General features: G+C 44.6%; 18 protein-coding genes and 4 pseudogenes. 7 read left to right on the top strand and 15 right to left on the bottom strand.

Annotation, left to right across the window (positions count from 1 at the left end; all coding sequences use genetic code 11):
* Positions 1 to 110 precede the first annotated feature (110 nt).
* Positions 111 to 686, bottom strand: a complete 576-nt coding sequence (locus tag D0A34_27570) for a Uma2 family endonuclease (protein UNU22497.1) — start codon at positions 684 to 686, stop codon at positions 111 to 113.
* A 164-nt stretch (positions 687 to 850) separates the two neighbouring features.
* Here D0A34_27570 and D0A34_27565 point away from each other — a divergent pair, with 164 nt between their 5' ends.
* On the top strand, positions 851 to 2365 hold the full coding sequence (locus D0A34_27565; GenBank protein UNU22088.1) for an NADH-quinone oxidoreductase subunit M: 1515 nt from the start codon (positions 851 to 853) through the stop codon (positions 2363 to 2365).
* Between the two features lie 289 nt (positions 2366 to 2654).
* Entirely contained in the window at positions 2655 to 3821 is a 1167-nt protein-coding gene (locus D0A34_27560) for a CO2 hydration protein (protein ID UNU22087.1), read from the top strand.
* Positions 3822 to 4169: 348 nt separating this feature from the next.
* Here D0A34_27560 and D0A34_27555 read toward each other — a convergent pair whose 3' ends face one another.
* From D0A34_27555 to D0A34_27520, 8 genes and pseudogenes are all read right to left on the bottom strand, one after another.
* Positions 4170 to 4889, bottom strand: coding sequence for a PHP domain-containing protein (locus tag D0A34_27555; GenBank protein ID UNU22086.1), 720 nt, complete (start codon positions 4887 to 4889; stop codon positions 4170 to 4172).
* Positions 4890 to 5287: 398 nt separating this feature from the next.
* Positions 5288 to 7843, bottom strand: coding sequence for a serine/threonine protein kinase (locus D0A34_27550; protein ID UNU22085.1), 2556 nt, complete (start codon positions 7841 to 7843; stop codon positions 5288 to 5290).
* Between the two features lie 429 nt (positions 7844 to 8272).
* A pseudogene (locus D0A34_27545) lies at positions 8273 to 9032 on the bottom strand (ZIP family zinc transporter).
* Positions 9033 to 9630: 598 nt separating this feature from the next.
* Complete coding sequence (locus tag D0A34_27540) at positions 9631 to 10383, bottom strand: hypothetical protein (protein ID UNU22084.1); 753 nt, start codon at positions 10381 to 10383, stop codon at positions 9631 to 9633.
* A gap of 17 nt (positions 10384 to 10400) precedes the next feature.
* Positions 10401 to 10757 (bottom strand): annotated as a pseudogene (locus D0A34_27535) (DUF2254 domain-containing protein).
* Between the two features lie 93 nt (positions 10758 to 10850).
* Positions 10851 to 11837 (bottom strand): mechanosensitive ion channel family protein, encoded by a 987-nt coding sequence (locus D0A34_27530; protein ID UNU22083.1) that lies wholly within the window; start codon positions 11835 to 11837, stop codon positions 10851 to 10853.
* Between the two features lie 170 nt (positions 11838 to 12007).
* A complete protein-coding gene (locus tag D0A34_27525; GenBank protein UNU22082.1) occupies positions 12008 to 12316 on the bottom strand; it encodes a hypothetical protein in 309 nt (102 codons plus the stop codon).
* Between the two features lie 217 nt (positions 12317 to 12533).
* A complete protein-coding gene (locus D0A34_27520) occupies positions 12534 to 12890 on the bottom strand; it encodes a hypothetical protein (protein ID UNU22081.1) in 357 nt (118 codons plus the stop codon).
* 493 nt (positions 12891 to 13383) lie between these two features.
* On the opposite strand from D0A34_27520, the pseudogene D0A34_27515 reads away from it, so the two are divergent.
* Positions 13384 to 13482 (top strand): annotated as a pseudogene (locus D0A34_27515) (photosystem reaction center subunit H).
* Positions 13483 to 13511: 29 nt separating this feature from the next.
* On the opposite strand, the gene D0A34_27510 reads toward D0A34_27515, so the two are convergent.
* On the bottom strand, positions 13512 to 15143 hold the full coding sequence (locus D0A34_27510) for a trehalose synthase (protein ID UNU22080.1): 1632 nt from the start codon (positions 15141 to 15143) through the stop codon (positions 13512 to 13514).
* Positions 15144 to 15580: 437 nt separating this feature from the next.
* Positions 15581 to 16159, bottom strand: a complete 579-nt coding sequence (locus tag D0A34_27505) for a DUF3611 family protein (protein ID UNU22079.1) — start codon at positions 16157 to 16159, stop codon at positions 15581 to 15583.
* Between the two features lie 584 nt (positions 16160 to 16743).
* On the opposite strand from D0A34_27505, the pseudogene D0A34_27500 reads away from it, so the two are divergent.
* The 4 genes and pseudogenes from D0A34_27500 to D0A34_27485 all read left to right on the top strand — a co-directional run bounded on the left by D0A34_27500 (position 16744) and on the right by D0A34_27485 (position 19871).
* A pseudogene (locus D0A34_27500) lies at positions 16744 to 17061 on the top strand (AI-2E family transporter).
* A gap of 281 nt (positions 17062 to 17342) precedes the next feature.
* Entirely contained in the window at positions 17343 to 17537 is a 195-nt protein-coding gene (locus D0A34_27495; GenBank protein UNU22078.1) for a hypothetical protein, read from the top strand.
* A 280-nt stretch (positions 17538 to 17817) separates the two neighbouring features.
* Complete coding sequence (locus D0A34_27490; protein ID UNU22077.1) at positions 17818 to 18669, top strand: DUF1206 domain-containing protein; 852 nt, start codon at positions 17818 to 17820, stop codon at positions 18667 to 18669.
* A gap of 233 nt (positions 18670 to 18902) precedes the next feature.
* A complete protein-coding gene (locus D0A34_27485; GenBank protein UNU22076.1) occupies positions 18903 to 19871 on the top strand; it encodes an LLM class flavin-dependent oxidoreductase in 969 nt (322 codons plus the stop codon).
* A 180-nt stretch (positions 19872 to 20051) separates the two neighbouring features.
* Here D0A34_27485 and D0A34_27480 read toward each other — a convergent pair whose 3' ends face one another.
* The 4 genes from D0A34_27480 to D0A34_27465 all read right to left on the bottom strand — a co-directional run bounded on the left by D0A34_27480 (position 20052) and on the right by D0A34_27465 (position 23978).
* Positions 20052 to 20279, bottom strand: a complete 228-nt coding sequence (locus tag D0A34_27480; protein UNU22075.1) for a hypothetical protein — start codon at positions 20277 to 20279, stop codon at positions 20052 to 20054.
* A gap of 165 nt (positions 20280 to 20444) precedes the next feature.
* The gene (locus D0A34_27475) at positions 20445 to 21338 is read right to left on the bottom strand and encodes a DUF2382 domain-containing protein (GenBank protein UNU22074.1); all 894 of its coding nucleotides are present in this window, start codon (positions 21336 to 21338) and stop codon (positions 20445 to 20447) included.
* Between the two features lie 659 nt (positions 21339 to 21997).
* Positions 21998 to 22207 (bottom strand): hypothetical protein, encoded by a 210-nt coding sequence (locus D0A34_27470; GenBank protein ID UNU22073.1) that lies wholly within the window; start codon positions 22205 to 22207, stop codon positions 21998 to 22000.
* Between the two features lie 535 nt (positions 22208 to 22742).
* Positions 22743 to 23978, bottom strand: coding sequence for a hypothetical protein (locus D0A34_27465; GenBank protein UNU22072.1), 1236 nt, complete (start codon positions 23976 to 23978; stop codon positions 22743 to 22745).
* Positions 23979 to 24339: the final 361 nt, after the last annotated feature.

Here is a 24339-nt window from a genome sequence, read left to right as displayed (position 1 = left end):
TGTCTGCTTTTTGTCTGATGTTATTTAATTTTAAACCGCAGATGAGGGCAGATGAAGGCAGATGAACGCAGATAATTTTAGTCTGGGTTTGTCTGCTTTTTTATCTAGTTTTATTCAAAATCGATCGGCCACAATTCTGTCACCGCAACTTCCCAACCGGGCAAAAGTTCGGGAATTGAAATCATGTCGCCGTCTCTCAATACCACTGGCTCTGCTTGGGGAGTGTAAATTGTTATTGTGCGCTTGTCCGGGTCGATTAATATTCCTACTTTTGCTCCGAGTTCGATAAATGATAAAATTTTTTCTCGCAGGGGTTGGAGGCGATCGGACTGAGATTTGATTTCTACAACTAAGTCGGGAACGAGTTCGGCAAAATACCTTTTACTTTGTTTGAGGCGATCGGCTACCACAAACGAAACATCGGGTGCTCTGAGATCGGAATTGGGAAGGATAAACCCGCCGCTGGAGTCAAACACTCGTCCGAGTTTGCGAGGTTTGACCCAGTTACGCAAAAGACTGACTAACTCTGCTCCTATTTCGCTCGATACAATGTCTGATGGGCCCATAACCATAATCTTCCCGTCTACCAGTTCTAATTGGTAGTCTAGATTTGCTTCCGAGAGTATAGCTTGCAGTTCTTCCAAGTCGGCAACGGTGAGGCGGGTGGAAGGAGAACCGGATTTAATTTGCAAATCTTCTCGATCTGTAAGACTTGAGGTCATAGGAGGATTCCAGAGACATTGGAATCTATCTTAACAAGAAAATCAGCCGATCGCTTTTATATGTAGTTGCTTTGCGTTAATGTTAAATATAGCTCTAAATACTGTGTAACAAAGGAAAGTTTTAATTGATGCTCAGTGCTTTAATCTGGATACCAATGTTGGCTGCTGCCCTGATTGGGTTCTGGCCCGGTTCAGTGAGTTCTAAAATAGTTCGGGATGTCGCGATCGCCATTGCGGGTATAACTTTTATTCTTTCGGTAATTTTGGCAGTTCAGTTTGATGCCAGTACCAGTCAGTTGCAGTTTGCGGAATTTATTCCTTGGATAGATGTTTTGGGATTGAATTACAATCTCGGTGTTGATGGTTTGGCTCTGCCTTTGGTAATTTTAAATACTCTGCTGACAGGAATAGCTATTTACGCTACGGATGAGTCGATCCGCAGACCTCGACTTTATTATTCTTTGATTCTGTTAATTACTGGCGGCGTAACAGGGGCTTTTTTATCTCAAAATTTGCTGCTATTTTTCCTATTTTTTGAGGTAGAATTGATTCCGCTTTACCTGTTAATTGCGATTTGGGGAGGCGAGCGTCGGGGTTATGCTGCTACTAAGTTTTTAATCTATACTGCATTTTCGGGAATTGTGCTGCTGGCTGCTTTCTTGGGGACTGGTTGGCTTAGCGGTGCTTCTAGTTTCGATATGGTGGCGGCAGCGGGCGCATCGCATTTGCAAGGAGGATTGCCATTGCCTTTGGTAAGGCAAATTGTTTTGCTGGCAGGGGTGTTGCTGGCTTTTGGAATTAAGATGCCTTTGGTGCCTTTTCATACTTGGCTGCCGGATGCTCACGTAGAAGCTTCGACGCCGGTTTCGGTGCTGCTGGCGGGGGTGCTTTTGAAGCTGGGAACTTATGGGATGCTGCGCTTTGGTTTGGGTTTGTTTCCCGATGCGTGGGCGGTGGCGGCACCTTGGTTGGCGAGTTGGGCTGTGGTAAGCGTGCTTTACGGGGCTAGTTGCGCGATCGCCCAAAAAGATATGAAAAAAATTGTAGCTTACAGTTCGATCGCTCACATGGGCTACATTTTGTTAGCTAGCGCCGCAGCTACTCCGATTAGTATGCTGGGAACTGTCTTGCAAATGGTTAGCCACGGTTTAATTTCGGGGCTGCTATTTTTGAGTGTCGGCGTTGTTTACAAAAAATCCGGCACCCGCAACATCGATGTGCTCAAAGGTTTGTTCAATCCCGATCGCGGTTTGCCGATGATTGGCAGTTTAATGATCCTCGGCGTGATGGCAAGTGCCGGCATTCCGGGTTTGGCTGGATTTATTGCTGAATTTTTGATATTTCGGGGCAGTTTGCCAGTATTTCCGGTGCAAACTTTCCTCTGCATGATCGGCACTGGTTTAACTTCAGTTTACTTTTTAATTATGGTCAACCGCGCCTTTTTCGGCCGCCTTTCGGATTTGGTGGTAAATTTGCCGCAAGTCCGCTGGCGCGATCGCATCCCTTCGCTGATTTTAGCAATAATTATCGCAATCATGGGAGTGCAGCCGGGAGTTTTAGTTGCTTTGAGCGAAAAAACTGCGATCGCAATGGCAGCTAATGTGCCACCGCAAGTTAAAGTGATTGCTCAAAACTTAGACTGATAGGATGTCCGGTCGCTCGACCGCAATCCAATTCGTTTGTAGTGAGGAATGCCAGTCATCCTACAATTGTGAGGACGGCCATACTCACTGCAAACAAACGCCGCCTGCATAAACCGTAAAAACTCCGGTTTCTTCGAGATAGAGTGCTTCCTGGAGGGGAGATATTTTTATATCAAAATAAAGTAAATATTTATGTTTTAAGTAGCCAACATTGCCAAAAATGCTACTATAATAGCAGAGCTATAAACCGTAAGTAAAAAAATAGTTATTAAATTCAGGCTGAATCCAGATGAAAAGTACCGTATTAAAACCGTCTGCCCATCCCCTATCCGCATACATTGACCTCTTGGAATCAGGAAAAGCTTTACTGCCTGATTCTACGGAAAATGTAGTTGAAGTTGTCGGCGTTCTTAAAAGTTATGGTATTGTTTTAGATGCCTATTCTCGCAATCTCAATTATATTGCAGAAGAACAGTTTTTAGTGCTTTTCCCGTTTTTTAAATATTTCAATGGGGAAGTCACTCTGCCGAAGTTAATGCGCTATTTGTGGCACGACAGGATTAATTTTGAGTATGCTGAGTATTGCATGAGAACAATGCTTTGGCACGGCGGCGGGGGTTTGGACAGTTATTTGGATTCCCCGGAATTTAGCCGTTTGGCCGAAAAGGCGATCGCGGCTAAATTGAAAGGCAATTTTTTCATGCAGGCACTACACAAAGCATTTCCTAATTTTTTGCCGGAACAAGTGCGGATGCTGGCTTACTACACCGGCCTCGGTCAGTTTTGGCGGGTAATGAGCGATTTGTTTATGGACTTATCTGATTCCTACGATCGAGGGGAAACTAAGTCTATTTCTGATGTAGTTGATTTTGTCAAAGCCGGTTTAGTCGCCGCAGCCAGCCTACCGATTACCTACAGCGTCAAGATTGGCTCTCAAGTCTACGATATCCTGCCAGCGACGGCTAATTTGACATTTTTACCAGATGTAGCCGTGCCTTATGTAGAGGCTGTTTTCTTTCGGGGCACGGCATTTTTTGGCACAGTTTCATACAATGCTCAAGCTCATCAAATTCCGGGAGAACAAAAAGAATTTGCCTACGGTGCTTTGTTTGCTGACCCTTTACCTATTGGAGGTGCAGGGATTCCCCCAACTCAATTGATGCAAGATATGCGGCATTATTTGCCGGAGTATTTGCAGGAAGTTTATCGCACTAGCTGTCGCGGTGAAGATGATGTGCGGGTGCAAATTTGTCAGAGTTTTCAAAAGTCGATGTTTTGCGTGACGACGGCGACTATTTTTGGTTTAGCACCTCATCCAATGAATACCTCCGATCCAGAGGAAAAAAAGGCTAATCGAGCTTATTTAGAAGGTTGGATGGATCGATTTGGGACTTCTCGCTTGGATTGGGCAAATCAGCCCACTAACCGGGCCTGTCAGTTGTTTCCCGAACGGTAGAAGGGCGACTGGTTTTTAGGGCGCAAGGTCTCTCGAAGTTACAACAATATTACCTGCTTGGACAATTGCTTTCTTTTGGAGCGCGAAAGCTCATCCTGGCGATCGAAATGATATCACGTCCCGTCAAATAGCCGTTATAAGGCAGGTAGTGAAAACTTCAGTCCTCAAACTTTTATGAGGACTGAAGTCATCCCTACCAAACAATTTTAGAGTAGTCATTTTAGCGGACATAATATGACCTGATAAACTGTTTGTTTTCGGGTCATTTTGATTGCTTTCATAAGAGATATATCCGCTAACGCTTAGACTGGTAATGACAGGATAAAGCACTTCTTATTTCCGAACTATCTAGATTCGGACTAGAAGACTCAGGCCGTGAGAGTCCGTGCCACAAGTTCCAAGCAAACCATAAGTTTCGGCTAAATCTTTGACTAAAGCAGTTTGTTTGGGACTCGGTTTCCAAGGATTTGGATTACCGTAAGCATAGTAAATTTCTACACCGTCAATGCCGAAACGGGCTGCTTCTGGGATTAGTTGATCTGCGGTCGATCGATACCTGCAAGGATGTGCGAGAACTGCTAAACCTCCTGCTTCATGAATAGCTTCAATTACCCTGGCTGCTGAATAAGCATAAGTACCTTCAGTGCTTTTACCTCGTAGGTATGGTTGGAGACTGGGATGTTGCGGATCGAAGGCGTAACCGAGAATGTGTACCTCATTGTTGAGCAATTCGGCATTAATTTCAGCGCCTGTCCAAAGACTAGGTGCTTCGCTATTTTTGTCGGGATGGTTTAATTTCCAATTATCCAGCCAAAGTTGAGCTTTAACGTAGCCTTGGGTGCTGTGGTGGTCGGTGATAGCGAAGCCTTTGAGACCTCCGGCTATGGCTTGTTCCATCAATTTCTCTGGCTGCAATCGCCCGTCGGAGTAGACTGTGTGCATATGAAAGTTATAGGAACCCGGACAGCTATCGGCATCAATTGTCTGAAAGACTTGTTTGAGTGCTGAGATATTCTGGGCTTCTGGTTTGAGACTAGAAGCGGGGGAGGTAGCGAAATTGACAGCCATAAACGTTATTATAGAAAAAACTAGCTTTGTTTAATATATCTAATAAATTGATATGTTGCACCTGTGGCAATAGTCGGCTGTAGGATTGAAACATCTGGCGGATTGTTGCGTTCGGCACAAGATATCAATTCACTCGCACATCTTGCACAATTCTTTACCCAGAATTTTATCGTCGGGTGGGGGCGGGTTTATGAGATTATTGATTTTAGGCAATTATATTTGGTAAAACTCGTCTCGGACGGTTTTTTGACAAGGCCACAAGATATCAATTACTCCCACATATTGCATCATTCTTAACAACAGGCAAGATGCCTGTTCTACAAAGAGTAAATTTTCTTGTGGGGTGGGCATCCTGCCCGCCCTCGAAAGGTTTGTTGACAAGGCCACAAGATATCAATTCAATCGCACTTTAAACCTGCGGCTGCGGCGGTGGGAAATTCGATCGGCACAAAGGTAACGCCATATATTGCTGTAGAACAGGGTACAATATGCGCTACTCGTTTGGGAGGATTTTTCCGATTGCCAGTCTTCGAGTCAAACTCAATTATACCCGTGGCTCCCTCGGCTTTAAAGTGTGGATCGGCTAAGGTTTTTTGCATTCCTTCGCGAGTGGGTTGCGCCTGCATTTCTAGGGCTTTAATCAGCGTCCGGGCGGCGTCGTAGGTTAAAGCCGATCGAGTATTTACCGGGCCTCCCCACAATTTTTCCGCGTTTATAGGAAATTTTTTGTCAAAGCTTGCTAGCGGATGCCAAAACAGGGATATTCCCAGTTTTTCAACAGATTTTAGCTGTTTTGCTACTTCTAGCGTTCTCGGCTCGTACAGCGTCCATGGCCCGACAATCCAATTGCGATCGCCGTTAGCTTTTATCATTTCGATCGCATTTTCTACGGACTTAGTTACTTGACCGTCTGGAAAGAGTGCTATGGCTTTTATTCCGGCTTTCTCAACTTCTTCGATCGCTGCTTCTGCGTTGAAATCATTTTTGGATAAGTTCTCATAATTTCTGAGTCTATAAGTTTTACCTCCTTTGGCTTCAAATTGCTCGGTAAATTGTTCCCACAAAGAATAGCTGAACGGACTGTCGGGATTGTAAAAAACAGCAACTTTTTTTCGCCCCACGCTCAACAATTGATTTACTAACCCTTCAGCTTCTACGCTAGTTGTCGGAGCCGTCCGAAAGAAAAATTTTCGGGGTTTTCGGGTCAGTTCTTCTGTGGTGCTTCCCGGCGAAAGGGCGACTAATTTATGGCGATTGTAAATATCTACTGTTTCCACAGTCATGTCGCTAGTATAATGTCCGATGAGTGCTAGAATATCTGGCCGCTCGACTAGGTAATTTGCTCTTTGAACTGCGTAGGATTTAATATTTCCGTCATCAGCAATGATGACTTTAAGACCTTTTCCGTTAATAGCTTTTGGTTGGAGAAATCCTTGACCCGGAAAATCTCGCTTGCTCTCATTGGAGATGAGACTTAAATTAACTTCTGTTTGAGCTTGAGCAATGCCGCGCAGCAGCTCTTCGGCTAAGTTGGCGTTGGCGATGCTACCGTCTTGATTTCTGCGGATGGGAACAACAATGGCGATGGTATAATACTCTGCACCGCTCGCTTCCAGCAGGGCATTGTTTATGTAAATTAAAGTTTCCGGATCTCTGCGATCTTCCCTCCATGACTGTTTGAGCAATTTAAAAGCTTCTGGATAATTTGAGTCGGCAAATTCGCTAATTCCTCTTTGTTTTGACCAAAGGGCGGAGGTTTGTACTAGAAGTTTTTCGCCAGAACTTACACCATCTGCGGATGCTGTAGTCGGCGTTGGCTGTGCGGAAATTCTGGGGATTAGCGGGGAAATTCTGGGGATTAGCGGCGAATTTTTGGGGCTTAAAAGTACGATCGCCAATGCAGTAGCACTTCCCACAGAACCTAACAACAATCGGCGAAAGTGCGATTTCCCAGAACCCGGAGTTTTGACTACCGGAGGTTCAGGTGGCGGAGGTTCGGCTACGGGAGGTTCAGGTAGCGGAGTTTCGAGTAACGGAGGTTCAGCTAGCGGAGGTTGTGCAACTAACAAATCCAAGTGTTGCAAAATCTCATTCAGGGATTGGTAGCGCTCTCTAAAATTCCAGCGCACCATCTCAGTTAAAATATTTCTCAAACCGTCGCTAACTTGTACCGCAGGTCGATCGGGTGTTGAGTAATGCCAAATGACCTCGCCAGTTTCCCGATCGAGGAGAAAAGGGGGAGTTCGCCCGGTGAAAGCTTCAATAGCGGTAATTCCTAGCGCGTAAATGTCATTGTAAGGTTGCGGTAACGCCTGCGGATTGTATTGTTCGGCGGGCATATAACCGTTAGTGCCGATCGCCTGGGTTGTTAATATTTCACCTGTAGAGTTAACGCTAAGAGTGGCTATTTCTCTGACCGCTCCAAAATCAATTAAAACAATTTCTCCATTGGATTCGCGTCGCATTAAGTTATCAGGTTTAATGTCGCGGTGTACAATACCTTCTTGGTGAACAGATTGTAATATTTCCAGAACTTCCAGCAAAAAAGCAACGGTTCTTTCCTCGTCGATCCACCCCTGACCCGCAACGAGTTCTTGACGGAGCTGATATCCTTGAATGTATTCTTGAACTAAGTAGAAATGGTCGTTTTCTTCAAAGCTATCGAACAATTCGGGAATGTGCGAGTTATTCCAGAGACGGCGCAGGGCGCTAGCTTCGCTTTGAAACCGCCTCCTTGCTTGTTCCAAGACGCGCGGCTCTTCCGATCGGGGAAAAGGAATTTCCTTAACAACGCACCAAGGACGATCGGGTGTGTTTATTTGTTCAGCCAGGTAGGTTCTAGCAAACCCTCCCGCTCCCAACAGGTTGATAATTTGATAGTTTTCGTGCAGGATATCCTCTGGGTTGAGACACATACATTTTCCAAAATTTATTGAGAAATTGCGGTTCTTAATGTGGATTAAAACAAGCCTGAATTAGGTGAGGGATGTCTGGCACTCGGTAATTAGTAATTGATAATTAGTAATTGGCAATCGATCGGCGAGTACCTAACTGACTTGAAAACTGCTCTACAAGCTTTTTCGCTACCAGATGCAGGCTGATATTATATCAAAAACGGGCAATCGATCGAACTCGCTTTAACAAGTTAGCCCGGGGTGTCAGCCAGCGAAATTTCATTCGGGCGATCGAATATTGCAAGTCGGCCGGGGCGGGTTTACAGGATCTCGGATTTGTACTGAATATCGCGCGCGAACCCTTTCAAGCTCGTACTCGAATATGCTGTACTTGTTATTCGAGTACGACCTTGAACCCTACAGAAATTACGGTCAATATGACACACTCTACAGCAAGCTGATGACTAATGACTGATGACTGCTGACTAATTAAGTTTCCCCTAACTTGCTGAGTACAAAAGCAACCAGAAACCCGCCGACAGTAATTAATCCGGCAAAATCGTGAGTTTCCTCGAAGGCTTCGGGAATCATGGTATCTGAAATCATTGCTAAAATACCGCCCGCTGCTACGGCGGTAGTTGCGGCTATTACTTCCCCAGAAAAGTGGCTAAAAAGCGTATATCCTAACAATGCTGCGATACCGGAAATAACTGCGATCGCGCCCCAAACTCCAAAAACGTAACCGATCGATCTCCCTGCTTTTTTCATGCCGGCGGCGCTAGAGAGCCCTTGGGGAATGTTGGAGAGAAAAATTGCCGCTACAGTCACCCAACTGACAGCGCCTCCAGAAATCATGCTGACGCCAACAACGATCGACTCCGGTATCCCGTCTAACAGCGCGCCGAGGGCGATGGCGGATTAGCCATCGCCTGACTCTGTTTTAGCTGGGTGCAAATTGCCCGATCGTTTGCGGTGTTTGGCTCCCTGCTGACTCAAAAACCAATTGGCGGCTGTGTAGACAGCAGCGCGCCCCAAAAAGCCGATCGCCGTCGAGTCGAAACCGCCGCGCTTGTAAGCTTCATCCATCAGTTCAAAGGATAGCGCTGAAATCAGCACACCGGCGCCAAAAGCCAATTGTCGCGATCGCGCGCTGGGGAATGCTCACAAAGTAACCCACCCCCGCTCCCAGTAGCAAGGCAGAACCCCCCACTAAACCCCAAAATCCTGCCTGCAACCACACTGGAAACATCAGCCCTACCTCAGAGGATAATTTTTTATGCCCGCCTAAAAATTATATATAGGACTTACGGATGGGGGCCAGAAACCGGGTTTTTTACCTAATTCACTAAGTACATTGCTCATAGTTAGAGTTGCTAGTGTTCCCATCAACATTAACTTTTTTACCCCAGGATGCGATTGACTCGAAACCAGCGATAGCCGTAGGCTTCTAACGGAAGAGAGGGCTGATTTTTTTAACTAGCATTATTCAATCAATAATAACGATTTTTGCTCCTTATCGCCGTCTCCGCTGACGGATATCCTGGTTCAAGAATTAGATAAGTGAACCCACCAATCGTTGCGGCAATCATGTGAGAAATCACCCGGCTTTTGACTTCGTTTGTGCTGTGTTGGATCTCTAGATAAATTAAGAATGAACTGGCAGCAAGGGATGCGAATAATAAACATTGACCGCTCAGAAATTTGACTAAAGCTAAGACTGTTAATACCGTCGCAGTTGGTAGCAGTGCTAGGAAAAATTATCCCGGTAATTTTCAACGGCGTCTGAAAGAACGATTTGCTCCTTCTAATGGTTTTAAGCTCGAACGTTTTGGCTTCCTTTGATTCCTCTACAAAGCCAATAAAAGAGCCGTGTAAATTCCAGCACCAAGAGCAAATGCCCAAAACCGACTTTCTCGTTCTTCTGGCAATTCTTCTTTGAGGACGTTGAGAACAATTCCTCCGGCTAAAAAAGCAAATAAAACTGCGATCGCAGTTTTTCCAATTTCAGTAGCGCTACCCAACACCCACCCCACAATAATAGCTGCTGCTAGTATCCAGCGTCCGATGCGGTCATAAATATGCTTGTGGTGTTCCCGCAAACCAGAGTCGTTCACTGCAAAGTGCAGTGCCATTGCACAAGAAAACAACAGCAGATTGGTAATGCCCGGTTGTTCCCGATGCACCAGCAGATAGCCAATCAGAGCGTTGTAAATTGAAAAAGAGGAAATGTGCAACCAAAAAACACCAAGACTGGTCACATCTTCTTCGCCACGCTGACGAGATAAATTGGCAATTTGCTCCAGGCCGTAAAATACAGTCAATCCTAACAAAGCTATTAAATAAACGTGGTGTTCTAGATAGGAAATAACTCCGGCTTCTACTTTCTCTAATACCGCTTGGTGCAGATTTAATTCCGGTAAAATATGCACAAAAACATAAGCTACTGAAACCCCACCCGCCGCTGAAAGCCAGCCACTGCGAGGAATAGGAGCAAACCGCAACTTGCCGCAAAATAAATGTGTCAGCGCTAAACCAATGGCGATCAGCGCGCTTAAAGCTAAAGTATTAGGAGCCGATCGTAAAGCTGTTGTTATTACCATAATTCTGCTCAACCAAATTAATCCTGTTTTAAAGCTTTAATGACTTGGTGATAGCGCTCTTGGACATCTTTCTGGTCTTGCTCCTGAGAGATTTGTTCGCGGCTACTATTTAAAATCATCTCCGCCTGACGGCGTAAAGCTTCTCGTTGTTTGGAACTGTGGGTGTAAGTGGCGATGCAAGCTATAACTTCCAATAAGCGAATTGTTACCGCCACATCTGATTTACTATACTGGCGAATTTGGTTAAAGGCAGCATCGACTAACCCTTCAAACGTCACTCCTTCAACAATGACGCGCAAATTCTGTTCATCGTCGTAGCGATACGGCGAGGGAAAATCCCTTTGAGCGAGGCGGGATAATCCGGCGCTGACTCGATACCGCCATCAACGTTGGGATAAACCAGTAGCTAGAGTGCAGCGAGTCCCAAAGTTTGCTTAACTTGACATTTTTCATGAGTTGGGGTCTGGTTAAGATTGTCCGTTGCCGTCTTGTTGCGCTCGCAGTTCTATTAGTTTTTGCAGAGAACCGCTGATGCTGTGGGGTTTGGGAACTTCGCCATTACCAACGGGCCATCCTTCTCGTTGACGTTGGCGATCGCCATCCGTCTCTTCGGTTTGGTCGTGAAACAAAATTTGCTGCGTAGGAAAGGGCAAGTCGATGCCGTTGGCAGTCAGCTTTTTTTTAATCGCAGACAGCACCTTGTCCCGCGATCGCAGATCGTCAATTCGTCGCGGCGGAGCAATCCACCATCGAGCGCGGATATTGACGGTACTTCCTGCAAGTTCCATCAGCAGCACGTCAGGAGCAGGGTCATTCAAAACCTCATCCACATTGTGCATGGCTTCCATCATTAACTGCTTGGCGAGGTCAATATCATCGCCGTAGCCGATACCAACGTCGTATTCCATCCGGCGTTTATCAAAGGCGGTATTCACCATAACAGAATTGGTGAACAATTCGGCATTGGGAATTACAATCCGGCGACCATCATAGGTTCGGATTGTTGTAGCGCGAGTTTCAATACTTTCTACCGTTCCCTCAAAGTTTTTAAACACAATCTGGTCATCGATTTGGAACGGTTCCGTCAAAAGAATTAGGATACCAGCTAGGAAGTTTTGTAAGATATCGCGAAAGGCAAAACCAATCGCTACCCCGCTAATTCCCAGCAGTTGCACCAAATCGCCTGCTCTAAATGTGGGAATTACAATCGACAAGGCAATAAACAGACCAACCAGAACAGTAATACCCTGCGCTAACCTTCCCAACACCAGTCCCAAATTCCGGGATTGGCGGTGGTTGCGGGTAAGTCGCCTGACCGCTCTCTTAATTGACCTTCCAACAAAGAAAAAGATTGCAAAAACAAGGAACGCTAGTATCATATTAGGCAGCAGGACAATGAAGCTATTGATCATGCTTTCAATCTTGTCCCAGACTCCGGATATTTCTGCTGTCATAAAACTTCCTCTTGCATCAGTTGTTATTGATAGTATTAAAATTAGCCATGTCAAACTCTATCTTAAGGCTGTAGATTACTGTAACGTGAGGCTAATTTAGGATTTACACAGCGACAGTAAATATTGGGGATGGTTCGTTACGCAGAAAGCTAACGCACCAACAATTTTTTTCAAGTGGATATCGAAGCCACATCTTGACCGTTGAGTTTTTGTGCGATCGCATCCAGCACCTTCTGTTCTGCTTCGGAAACCTCTGGGCTACTTTCGGCAATGCGACGGCATTGAGCTAATAGCGGTACTGCAAAGTCGGGGTTAAGTTGCTCTAACAATGTATCCAATGGTTTGGGAGACTTGATGTTAGCAGCAATCCTTTTGAGAGAATCGGCATTTAATTGCAATGCCTTCAATTCTGGCAGAATATCTTCCCAGTTTTTGTTGGGATAACTTGCCAAAATCATGTGAACCATAATTTGATCCATCCCTGCTTGCTGCGCGATCGCAACATGGAGATATTTCTCGCTTTGTTGCTGGATCGCCTGCAGCGTTTCGGTTCCAGGTTCTTCAGTCTTGATTTGGGTCTACATTCGGCACTTGATTCGGTATATTAACGCCGCCCTGTTGTTGTACTTGATTGGCAATTTCTCCAGCATTAACAGCGACAGCGCCAACAGCACCCGATATTCCGCTTGCTAATAACTAAGAACTAAGTGCTAATGTAGTTCCCCAAAGAATTGCTGGATTCAAAAGTGCTGTTTTCATGGTCATTGGGCCGCAGCTTTGAGCCATCACCCAACCGCCTAAAAATAGGGAAATCAGCAAACTGATAATCGACAAAATTACGACCCCAAAACCAACGGAACCTGCATCCGCACCTGTTGCACCGACGCTTAATCCGATCGCCATTGCCAAAGCGCTTAAACCCAGTTGAGTGCCCAGAGCGATCGCAATTCCTGCCAAAATTGGCCCCCACCTCACTTGGTCGTGATAATCCACCAGCGGATTGACGATTCTAGGCTCAGTGAGTTGACTGCCCGATCGATCTGGATAAGTCATAAAAGATTAACCCCTGCGTTACGTTGTGCCTTTTTTCCTTGAGGGTAATTTAATTTTACTTAATCATCATTACCAGAATATCTACCGATGGGCATAATATTTTTAAGTTGAAAATTTTAAATATCAAAAGTAGTAATTTAGCTCATAAAATCGAAATCTCCTTTTAAAAAAAACCAGCAGCTAGTTTAGAGATGGCCTTAATTTTGTAGGATATCCCGTAGTTAAGGTGATAATAAAACCTAATAAATCCTTGTGAGAGTTGGTGGCAGAAAGGTTGTAGGTTGGCTCCACCCAACCTACAAATGATTAGATAAATTTATAACATTCAGTATAGTAAAGCTAAATTCATCCACCTAAAGATAGAAAAATATAAAAAAATATCGCTATCTTGATGATTTTCAATTTGCTGAATCATTCATAAGAAGCAAGTATGAGAACTGATATCTATCTAAAGTAAATGCACAAGTTGATTAAGATAGTACAGGAAACAACAATGTTACTTTACAAAATTGAGGATTTTAATCCCAACTACCGCCAAGCAGCTTTTGAGGAGGACGATATCAAAGGGCTGGATGTGTATGCCGGAAATACCGTTGATAACTCCCATCAACATTAACTTTTTCAACCCTGGATTCGATTGACTCGAAACCAGCGATAACCGTAGGCTTCTAAGGGAATAGAGGGCGAGTCCGCATCGAGAGATTCATAGAGGCGATCGCCAAATAAATCGAACAGATGGCTGTATTCCTGAGATTTCAGCGTAGCGGTACAAGGTTTGTCGGCTAGATTGTGGACAGCAATCACCGTCCTGCCTTGCCAGTCGCAGCAGTGGGCTAAAACCGAGGGAGAGTCGGTTTCCAGAATGTGCCACTTGCCCCTACCCAACTCAGGACATTGCTTGCGGATGCTGATTGCACGTTCCATCCAGTTAATTAATGAGCCAGGATCGCGCTGCGCTGCGAGGACATTGACTTGTTTGTAACCGTATTCTCCGTGGGCGATCGCAGGTCTGGCAAGGGCATCAGTTGTGGCCGTCGAGAAGCCGCCATTCGCTGCATCTGACCATTGCATCACCGTGCGGACGCTGCCTCGACCTTCCAGCGAAAGATCGTCGCCCATGCCAATTTCTTCGCCATAGCGCAGCATGGGTGTACCAGGCAGGGTGAAAAGCAAGCTGTAGACCAGTTCAATCCGGCGGCGGTCACCTTTCATCATCGGTGGTAAGCGACGACGAATCCCGCGCCCGAAAATTTGCATAGTTTTCTCAGGGGCAAACGCTGCAAAAATTTCCTCTCGTTCCGATGAAGTAATGCGGTCTAGCGTCAGTTCATCATGGTGGCGCACAAAATTAAGCCACTGACAAATATCAGGAATATCCGGTAAGGTTTTTAGTCCATCGCGCATTGCTGTGGATTCTTGACGCGCCAGGGCCAAAAACAGATGCTGGTTCAGCAAAAAGTTGAACAGGATGTGCATTCTGTCGCCCTTAGCAAAGTAGATAGAAATTTGATCGCGATCGACATTTGCTTCTGCCAGCAACACAGCATGACCCTGACGCGATGACACAAACTCTCTCATTTCTTCCAAGAAACCTCGCAGGTTTTCGGGGTCTGCACCTTCGATGCCAATTCCTTTAATTAAAAAGGGAACAGCATCAATGCGAAATCCAGACACGCCCAGTTCTAGCCAGAAACCCATAATTTTGCAGATTTCTTCTCGTACTGCCGGATTGGCAATATTCAAATCAGGCTGTTCTTTATAGAAATGATGCAAATAGTAAGCGTTTGCTTGTTCGTCGTATTCCCAAATACTGTCCTCGGCATCGGGAAACACCAGCACTTCTGGAGCGGTTTTGGGTGGATTTTCTGACCACACGTAGTAATTGCGATACTTGGAGTTTTTATCGCTTTTGGCTGCAACAAACCAAGGATGCTGATTGGACGTATGATTTACTACCAGATCGATCAGCACCCGAATTCCTCGTTCCCTTGCTTGGTGCATGAACTCGACAAAATCTCCCAGGGTTCCCAGTCTCGGATCAATGTTGTAGTAATCCATCACGTCGTAACCATTGTCCCGGTTAGGGGAAGGATAAAACGGCAGCAACCACAAACAAGTAATTCCTAACGCGGATAAATAGTCTAGGCGGTTGATAAGTCCTTGAAAGTCTCCTACACCATCGCCGTCGGAGTCCATGAAGGTTTCAACATCGAGGGAGTAGACAATTGCGTTTTTATACCAGAGGTGTTTCATTACAGTACATTTCCTAATAGAGAAACGGTGTAACATGGCTTTGTTCAGAAACCCGGTCACTGGATCATTTAGGAAGCTGAATGCCACGCTTATAGCTCATCTTTCGGAATATGAGCCTTAGTCCTGTTTGTCCCAATTAAAAATATATTTATCAATATAAAGGTAGATGAAATCTCTATCAAGATAATAAATAAATTACGTTTTTTAAATAAAAAAGCGGTTGCTCAAGCTGACTACCATTAGCAGGAGCGATCGCTACCAATTTCCGATTAGATGTTCATCCAAATAGCCCAGTTGTTTAGCTTGTAGCTGCACTGTCTTCGCTCTCTTTCACCAAGACAGTGCAAAACCAAAAACCTTAGTTAAATCGGCCAGCGGTTGTAAGTCCTGACGGCCTAGGAGTTGTGTTTGCCTTTAGCGATCGCTAATTTTGCCAACTACTCTTCTACCCAATTGAGTAACCCAAGAGAAGTAACAGCTCCAAAAAAGTGAGCGCCAATCAGATTGACGTTGGCCATCGTCACAAAAATATCTAGGGAACGAATCACATTTTCGGGCGCATAAGCTGCCATCGCTTGCGGTTGACTAAGAGTTTTCGCTAGAACTACAGCAACTGTTTCTTCAGAAGCGACAAACGCGATTAATACCCCCACCAAACTAGAAACTAATCCAATCCGTAAGGTGTGAGTAATATGTTCTTTGCTGGGATATACCTGGGAATTTTCGGCGTGCAAAAGTCGCCCTAAAAGCCTATAGCGAAAATCCCAAAAAATTCTAAAGCACAGCAATAACAGACCAACTACCGCTAAAAATATGCCGAACCCAATACCTGCATTATTATTGGTTTGATCGCTCATGTTGCGACCCAACATAGCAAATACTAAAACAATGCCGGAAATAGCACCCAAGAATAACTGTATCCAGAAGCTAAATCTACTAAACAAGCGAAAAGTTGCGACGAATTCAGTTTGGGTCAGCGGTTGCGACAAGGACTCTGGTTGATTCAGTTGATTCATTATATACACCTTATTGCTGAATTGATCATGAAAGCAAACGACGTAAGAAATAGGTTCTGCTTGTCTTCCTGTCGCAAGCGATCGCCTTGTGGTTAGCTATTAGAGTTTTCCTGAAAAGTCAGTTAAGGGCAGGACAGGATGCCGGATCTTTGGGAACCGAATTCGGCAATTTCCGGTAAATAAAAGGTTGAACTCAACACACGCACTGCCGTTGTGGTTGATTTGATTTTCCTCAAATCCTCCCGGTTCTGAACAATCAACTTCTTGCGACAATGGGAATTTAAAGTCTTAAAAATCGACTTACGCAAAACGTCTATTGTCTTTGTTCACCATCTCAAAATTTTGCTTCTATTCTCTATTTAATCTAACTAGCCCAACCTTGCCATCTGTCTGATGTTATAAAAAAATATCCATCTGATGGAAGATGAATGAGAAAAAATTTATGATAATGCTTTAAGTTAAGTGCGAGCGATCGCACTATTGGCGATAGATGCTTGATTCCCAACAGCCGCACTGGGGCGCATCCATTCTTGCAACGTCCATAAGCCCGTTATGGCACCTATTCCAGATTCCCAACTATTCATATGGGAGTTTGGAGCTATTGGTTGCAAGCAAGATTACCCGGACAAATTTTTGACCACCTTTCCAGTATTGACGATTTAACCCAACAAATTTAAACAATTTTTAGCTGAACCAATCCGCATATTTATCTGTTGTATTCCCACTCTCTAAGCCTGATTATTCATAGCTTATTAATTATATTTTTTACCATACTTCTGGTAAATCCGATGCCTTACCGCCACGTAACTATCAGCATTTTTCCCGATTTTTACCGTCAGCGAGCCGATGAAATTATCTCAAAAGGCGAAGAGGGTTTAATGGGTTGGTTGGCAGGCATTGCATAAAGCATGAGTTTTATTGCTATAGCAATCCTTGCAAGAGTCATAAATCTTTTACCCCACCCCAACCCTCCCCTGAGTAAGGGGAGGGAGTAAGAAATTTACCAATGATTTAGGCTTACTATATTACGAGCATTATTAATTTCTTTGCTTTGCAAGTGACACTGCTTTGTGTTAACGGTATTGTGGCATTTATCTTCGCTTTCATTCCTGATATGGGCGAATTTTTAAGCGTAATTTTAGCCGGGTTGCCTTTATTAAATTCGCCTTGGAAAGCAGGCTAAGTGTTGTTGCTATATTTCCTAATCAAACAAATTGTAGGAGGCAATTTTGTCACCCCTATCCTTATGAATAAGCAGGTATATTTGCTTTCCAATTACACCTTAGCACTCAAGACAGTATTTAGATTTTTATTGATTTTTTTGGGATTATTTTTAGGGCTACCAATTCTAATTGTTATTCAAATTTGGCTTCAATAAGTTTTAATCAAAGATATACTAGACCGCTGGCAGACTGCTCCATCAGGGAACCCAGGATATAATCCATAAAGCGATATTTGTCAAGCCCAATTAATGTGAAGTTTATCAATCAATCAACTCCTGACACTCCCGCTCAAGACTGATGAAAAAATATCTAAACAAGCTAATAATTAAATTAATAGAGAATAATATAAATTATTTGTTTAAAAACTCAGTTAACTGCAAAGGAATTCACCATATGCCTATGCCAGCAGTCGTTAACAACTAAAGTATAAAAAATATGAAACGGGACAACTCACCCACCGACAGCATTAAAGACTCAATTGGACAGGCAGCTTCTCATCCCTGGTTTGAGCGACTGGCAAGATTGGGATATGCTTCCAAAGGCTTAGTTTACTTTATTGTCGGTTTTCTAGCAGCACAAGCAGCCTTTAGTATGGGCGGCAGGACAACCGATACTAGCGGTGCATTATCAGAAATTGTTAACCAACCCTTCGGTAAATTTCTGCTATTTCTGGTAACGATTGGCATTATTGGTTATGCCCTTTTGCGTATCGTTCAGACAATTCTCGACCCAGAACACCAAGGACAGAAAATGGATGCCAAGCGAATTGCCCAACGCATTGGCTACGCCTTAAGTGCTTTAGGTTACGCAGGTTTGGCTTTAACGGCTGTAAAACTGATAATGGGTTCGGCCGTTAGTAAGAGCGATTCAACCGAAGATTTGACAGCCCAAATTTTAGCGCAACCGTTTGGACAATGGCTGGTAGGATTGGCGGGATCAATTGTTATTGGTGTAGGATTTTCTTATTTCTACGAAGCATATAAAGCCAAATTTCGCCGCCATTTCAAGCTAGATGAAATGAGCCCAACCGAGCAAAAGTGGGCGACACGGTTGGGTCGATTTGGAATTGCTGCCCGTGGAATTGTTTTCGTTATAATCGGTTTTTTCTTCATTCAAGCAGCAAGGCTATCGGATGCTAGTCAAACGAAGGGATTGGGCGAGGTGTTGGCAATTCTGGCACAACAGCCTTTTAGCCCAGTGATTTTGGCTCTAGTACCTTTGGGTTTAATTGCCTATGGCATCTACTCGGTAATTGAAGCTCGCTATCGGCGAATTTTCCGCTCATAAGCTTGCCCGTTATACAGAAAGTTATGAATTTTAAGTGCAAGATTATTTTTGGTGAATTAAAAACGGCTCTAACTCAAAATTCATAACTTTTACTAGCCGTCCTGATTAAATCACCTGCTTTTAAGTCTGGATATTTTAACTCAAAACTCAAAATTCAAAACTCAAAACTCAAAACTTAAAATTCAAAACTCAAAACTTAAAATTCAAAACTCAAAACTCCTTCCTAAAAACTTATGGCACAAATTGGTTATCACGCTTCCCACGAACAGTTTAAGCCCAGCGAACTGCTGAAATATGTCCAAATGGCAGAACAAGCTGGCTTTACCAATGCCCTTTCTTCCGATCACTTTCATCCTTGGAGTGAAGCGCAAGGACAAAGTGGTTTTGCTTGGTCTTGGTTGGGTGCAGCAATGCAAGCAACGCCGAGGCTTTCCTATCGGGTTGTTTGCGCTCCCGGACAGCGGTATCATCCGGCTATTATTGCCCAAGCTGCGGCAACTTTAGCAGAAATGTTTCCAAATCGTTTTTGGCTCACGGTTGGCAGCGGTCAAGCGTTGAACGAACATATTACTGGGGAGAAGTGGCCTACTAAGAGCGATCGCAACGCGCGCCTCAAAGAATGTGTCGATATTATCCGCGCCCTTTGGGCAGGAGAAACCGTCACCCATCGCGGTTTAGTGTGCGTAGAAGATGCAAAACTCTATACCCGCCCGGAAATTCTCCCATTAATTATCGGCGCGGCAGTTACCCCAGAAACCGCAGAATGGTTGGGCAGTTGGGCTGATGGATTAATTACTACTTCTCGCCCACCTGAAAAGTTAAAAAAAGTCGTCGATGCGTTTCGTCGCGGTGGGGGAGAAGGGAAACCAATGATTTTGAAAGTGCAGCTTTCCTATGACAGTAATGCAGAGAAAGCACTACAAGGTGCTCATCATCAATGGCGTAATAACATCTTCAAAACCAAAATGCTGACAGAACTGATAACACCCGATCAATTTGATGCCGCCGGGGAGTTTGTACAACCAGAAGAGTTATATCAACACGTCCGCATCTCGGCAGACCAAGAGCAGCATCTTGAGTGGTTGCAAAAAGATATTGAATTGGGGTTTGATGAACTAATTTTGCACAACGTTAACCGAGAGCAAGAGCAGTTTATTGAGGTGTTTGGCGAAAAAGTAGTGCCAGGGCTGACAAAAAGTTGAGTCGTAATTATGATGCTACTGATATCATTCCGGCGCTGCCGGAATGATATCAAATCCGCGCTTCATCGTCGGGCGTAAAGTCGAATCAAGCTGCCAACAAATATAGCGCGCTATTTTCAGTTTTTTGACTCATAGTCAACAGTCAACTATCACCGACTGTGCAACTGGAATCGATATGACTTACCGACTAGCATTGTCAGAATCCTGAGTGCGATCGCTATCTCCCAAACCCAATGCGGTTCGCCACTTATCGGGATGGCGCGGCATCAGCATTCGCACATCACGATCGCGCAAGCCGATGCCAGCATCTTTGAAGGCAAGAACGATATGAAATGTCTGCTCAGCTTGTTGAGCTGCAACTGGCTCAGATTTTACTAAACAACTGGTCGCATAGATGCTAAACAACAAGGCTAAAAAGGCTGTACTTAATTAACGGCAAACGCCAGCAATTAGACATTATAAAGCTCCTCTTTTTTGGTAAGTTTAGTAATTTTTAAGGTTCGTATTTGCGCTTCAACCCACATGTGGTCGAAGAGAGCGCAACTACAAACCCTGGTTCAATTTATTCGCACTCTAACGCCCTTCCGTCTTCACGTCTAACTCTTCACGACGCAGTGTTTCCGTTGCCTCAACAATCTCCGTTTCAACTTCTTTCCTGATGTTAACTTCTTCGCGCACAAAAGCTTCTTTTTTGAGCTCAGCAGTCTCTTCGTAAACTTCCATACGCATCACGTTTTCCTGCTGGAATGGAGTATCCCGAGTTACTGGCGCACCTGCCTTCCCTGGAGTTACACTCTCAATTACAACTCGTTCTTTTTCTGTGGGAATTGAAACTCGTGCCGTTTCGGTTTCTACTCGCTTGCCAATTGCTACCTCGCCAACTTTGTGACGGCTTTTATCTGCAACCAGTCGTTCTTCGTAGAGTCGGAATTTGTGATGCTCGCGCTCGTTCATCTGATACAATTGAGGCTCTTGTTCGTAAGTGTAGGTGTTGCGGTCATGAGCAGCAGCCCTAGCTTGGTTAGAGACAGAAGGCGGCATAGAAACTGGTGCAGATGCCTCTACAGGCAATGATGCTTCTACAGGTGCAGACCCTTCTACAGTTAGAGTACGATAAACACCCCGCACTTGTTCTTCATAATCGTAATCAACCACCATCCCATCCTCATACTTGGGTAGTTTTTCTGCTTGGTCTTTACTGCTCAAACCCGTCGCGTAGATGCGCTCTGCATCAACCTCCACTCGACAAAGAGCAACTGGAACTAATACCTTCTTGCCAAAGATCCAGAAACCCGTGTCAACAACAAAATATCGGAAACGTCCTGTCTCATCAACTAGCGCCGTATCGATGGAGCCAATTTTCTCATCTGTATTTCCAGCATAGATATCCAGACCTTTGATATCTTCGCCATTAAAAGCAGCTTCGCGGTAGTTGGGATTAAAATCTTCAATTTTGTAAAGTAACATAGGAGTCCTTCCCTTTCTATCTACATCAACTTATGCCCCCATTTTAGATAGAACTCCAATTTGATGCTTCCTTCTTATGAAGGATTAAATGAAACAGAATAGTACGATGAGTATATTTATTTTAATTTTTTTATGTCTTTGGATAGAGGAAGTGTCATTTTTGCTCTACCTTCCGCACCCTCAAGTTTCACAATCGGTTTTTAACTGTTTTTATCAAAAAATAAAACTATAACTTATACTTTAATACCGTAAATTAACGGAGGTAAAACCTTTTATAGACATAATTTATTACTTTAAAGATAGAGTTATGTGGGCATTGCATATATTCATAATCTTCAAGAAAAAGCAGGAAAAAACGGGGGTTTTTCTGAGACAAAAAAGCAATAAACGAATAGAAAACTGCAACATCTCTTTAGACTTAGAGTAACATAATTTCTTGCGATGTAACCCGCGCCAAATAAGGTCTGGACTCCGGTGTTATGCCGTTCGACTCTTGTCATATAAGCATTGCAAAAATATGGTTTTCAGAAGGGATATATTTTGGGTAAACACAATAGCCATCAGTCACTCAGGAATAGCAATACCAATTTTTAATCATCATCTACAAAGCCACAAAAGTGTCACTGCTCCTATCCCCTAACCTCCAAGCAAGAATGCCCTCAGCAAAGTGATTTACTGCTGTCCATAAAAGGAGCTTGTTTTTTTGTTAAGTCAACAAATATCTGGATTTCGTCGATTTCGCTTACTTCGGGTATCGTTTCAACTGCCTCAGTTTCAGATAATCGTCCCCCTGTTTCTTTGCTGCAGTTGATGACACTATTGTGGGTGATACCAGTACAACGCTCAATTGGTCTCGCGCGCCATGCCATTACAGTAGATTGGTTAAGCAAATTTGTTTGGCATCCTCGGAATCTCCAGGCTCACTATAGGTTTCGACAAACTGGCACTTGCATTGCTTAAATCGATCGCACTGTTTTCCGTCTTGATGTCCATTTGTAAGTAAATCTTTACCCTTGCATTTGGGGCATTGCATTTTTGAACTTTGAACAACTTTGCCTTTATTATGCTACTCCCTATGTTTAAATATCATTAGGAATATATGCAATGCCGCCTCTTCCGCAAGCAATTTACCATAAATGATGACTAATGACTAATGACTAATGACTAATGACTAATGACTAATGACTAATAAAAACAAATTCCCCGGCCTAACCAGGGAACGAAAGATATTAAAAAAAGTAATGTTGTTTTAATAAATTGAATAGGCCAAAAAGCGGCGATAATTTAGTAGCAGCGCTTGTTGATTTGAGAGCGGAGGCCGGGGCGGGCATTCCTGTGCAGGTGCCGCACCCGATCGCATTTTCCAGTCTCAAGAAAACAGTTGCATTCATATTTGAGTACCAATTAAGCTTGGCTGCTGTTGCGAGTCTGGCTAGCCAGCTCCAACAGTTGCGCCCAGCGTTTTTGGACTTGTTTGGGGGTGCATTTGAGCGCGGTGGCGATCGCCTTGTCGCTTTCTTGATTCCGCTTCATGTCTAACAGTTGCTGCTGTTCCGGCGACAGTTGAGCGCGAAATGCTTCCCATTTGTCAGAAGTCATTCCCAGCTTTTGATCCACATCAGCACCCAGCCATTCGTGGACGAGTTTCCAATTTTGAGTGCGGGCAAATTTTTCGACGTGGTACTTGAAACGTTGTTGCAAGTAGTCGCGCTGGCGGGAAGACAAACCGAGCGCGCGGTCAATTTCCGAAGCCGAAAGGTCTTGCAATTTTAAAGTTAAGTAATTCACGCATTCTGGCTGATTTTGCGATTCCAGATAGGCGATCAATTCCGAGACTACTCGATCGCGCAGCACAGCGTCAGCCGGATCGACAGTTTCCGATACCATTTGCTCACGCACTTGTTGCAGCGCCGGAGAGCGGCTGTACATTTCCGCCTCTTCTCCCTTGCCGGATTCTACAGCCATTTCAATGTCGATCGCTGTTTCGGGAGGCTGGCCCTTGGCAAATCCTTGAGCGCGCAACACGATCAGGCGTTGGCGGTTGCGGCCGGGCAAACCAATTTGGCGCTTGGCGTAGTGTTCAGTGAAAGCCATGTACTCAGCTAATTCTAGCTGCGTGCGGGGCTGGTAGGTGGCATCGAGTTGGTGTTCGCGGCGGAAAGCTCGCAGAGATTCGATGTAAAAGCCTTGCAAAAAGTCTTCAATCATGTTGTAGCGAGCTTGGAAGTTCAAGTTCGAGCGGAAAGAAGCAACATGGCGGTAAATCATAGCCGCGAGGTGGGAGTGCAGTTCGACGCGGCCTTGTTTGGAACCGAGGCGGTAGTATTGCAGGGTTTTTTGCAACCGGTGCTCGGCCAAGGTGATTTGCCAAGCTTCAACTTCGCCGGAAATTTGGATGCGATCGCTTTTTTGGCAAATCCGTTCGACTTCCTTAGCAATCCGCATCGCCACTGCTTGAGCGCTGCGGCTGGCAGTTTTCATTTCGGCTTGCAATTCTTTGAGGGCGAAGTTAGCCAAAGCGAGGATATCGATGCTGGGAACAGTATTGATTTCGGCGGTTTGTTCGCTGGAGGTAGCCGGAATGCAGTTGAGGTCAGAAGCGGTGTTGCAGTTGACGGTGGTGGCAGCTTTGACAGTCATGGCGTTTATCGGGTGGTAGGACACAGCGGGTGTGCGAGGACATTTGTTAGAGAGTGAGGCGGCAGTAGCTGGCGGTTTCGCTTGCTGTGCTGATTCAACTCTCTATACATTGAATGTTACGGAAGTAGAGATAACCGTAGTGATGCGAGTGTTCCACTCTCTCATGCAACAGTTTTTGGCTGCTGAATCTGATTCTAAGCGCTGGCTGTGGGAGATTGGTTTTATTGCCGTTAAAGCCTTACTGTACAAGCATTCTGAGCTGTTATTTTGGTGGGGCGATCGGGAGGAAAATTGAGGGTGCTGCCAGACTGCTGAGTGGACAATCTAATAACTGGCTAGTTGAGGCGGTTTTGGGCGTTAG

It is taken from the genome of Microcoleus vaginatus PCC 9802 (genome assembly GCA_022701275.1).
GTDB classification, from domain to species: Bacteria; Cyanobacteriota; Cyanobacteriia; order Cyanobacteriales; family Microcoleaceae; genus Microcoleus; species Microcoleus vaginatus_A.
This window is presented reverse-complemented; position numbering and strand designations above follow the sequence as displayed.

Coding starts and splice junctions, on each gene's coding strand:
- D0A34_27565 (UNU22088.1), top strand. CDS start 851: ATGCTCAGTGCTTTAATCTGGATACCAATGTTGGCTGCTGCCCTGATT.
- D0A34_27560 (UNU22087.1), top strand. CDS start 2,655: ATGAAAAGTACCGTATTAAAACCGTCTGCCCATCCCCTATCCGCATAC.
- D0A34_27555 (UNU22086.1), bottom strand. CDS start 4,889: ATGGCTGTCAATTTCGCTACCTCCCCCGCTTCTAGTCTCAAACCAGAA.
- D0A34_27540 (UNU22084.1), bottom strand. CDS start 10,383: ATGGTAATAACAACAGCTTTACGATCGGCTCCTAATACTTTAGCTTTA.
- D0A34_27530 (UNU22083.1), bottom strand. CDS start 11,837: ATGACAGCAGAAATATCCGGAGTCTGGGACAAGATTGAAAGCATGATC.
- D0A34_27525 (UNU22082.1), bottom strand. CDS start 12,316: ATGGATCAAATTATGGTTCACATGATTTTGGCAAGTTATCCCAACAAA.
- D0A34_27520 (UNU22081.1), bottom strand. CDS start 12,890: ATGACTTATCCAGATCGATCGGGCAGTCAACTCACTGAGCCTAGAATC.
- D0A34_27510 (UNU22080.1), bottom strand. CDS start 15,143: ATGAAACACCTCTGGTATAAAAACGCAATTGTCTACTCCCTCGATGTT.
- D0A34_27505 (UNU22079.1), bottom strand. CDS start 16,159: ATGAATCAACTGAATCAACCAGAGTCCTTGTCGCAACCGCTGACCCAA.
- D0A34_27490 (UNU22077.1), top strand. CDS start 17,818: ATGAAACGGGACAACTCACCCACCGACAGCATTAAAGACTCAATTGGA.
- D0A34_27485 (UNU22076.1), top strand. CDS start 18,903: ATGGCACAAATTGGTTATCACGCTTCCCACGAACAGTTTAAGCCCAGC.
- D0A34_27475 (UNU22074.1), bottom strand. CDS start 21,338: ATGTTACTTTACAAAATTGAAGATTTTAATCCCAACTACCGCGAAGCT.
- D0A34_27470 (UNU22073.1), bottom strand. CDS start 22,207: ATGGCATGGCGCGCGAGACCAATTGAGCGTTGTACTGGTATCACCCAC.
- D0A34_27465 (UNU22072.1), bottom strand. CDS start 23,978: ATGACTGTCAAAGCTGCCACCACCGTCAACTGCAACACCGCTTCTGAC.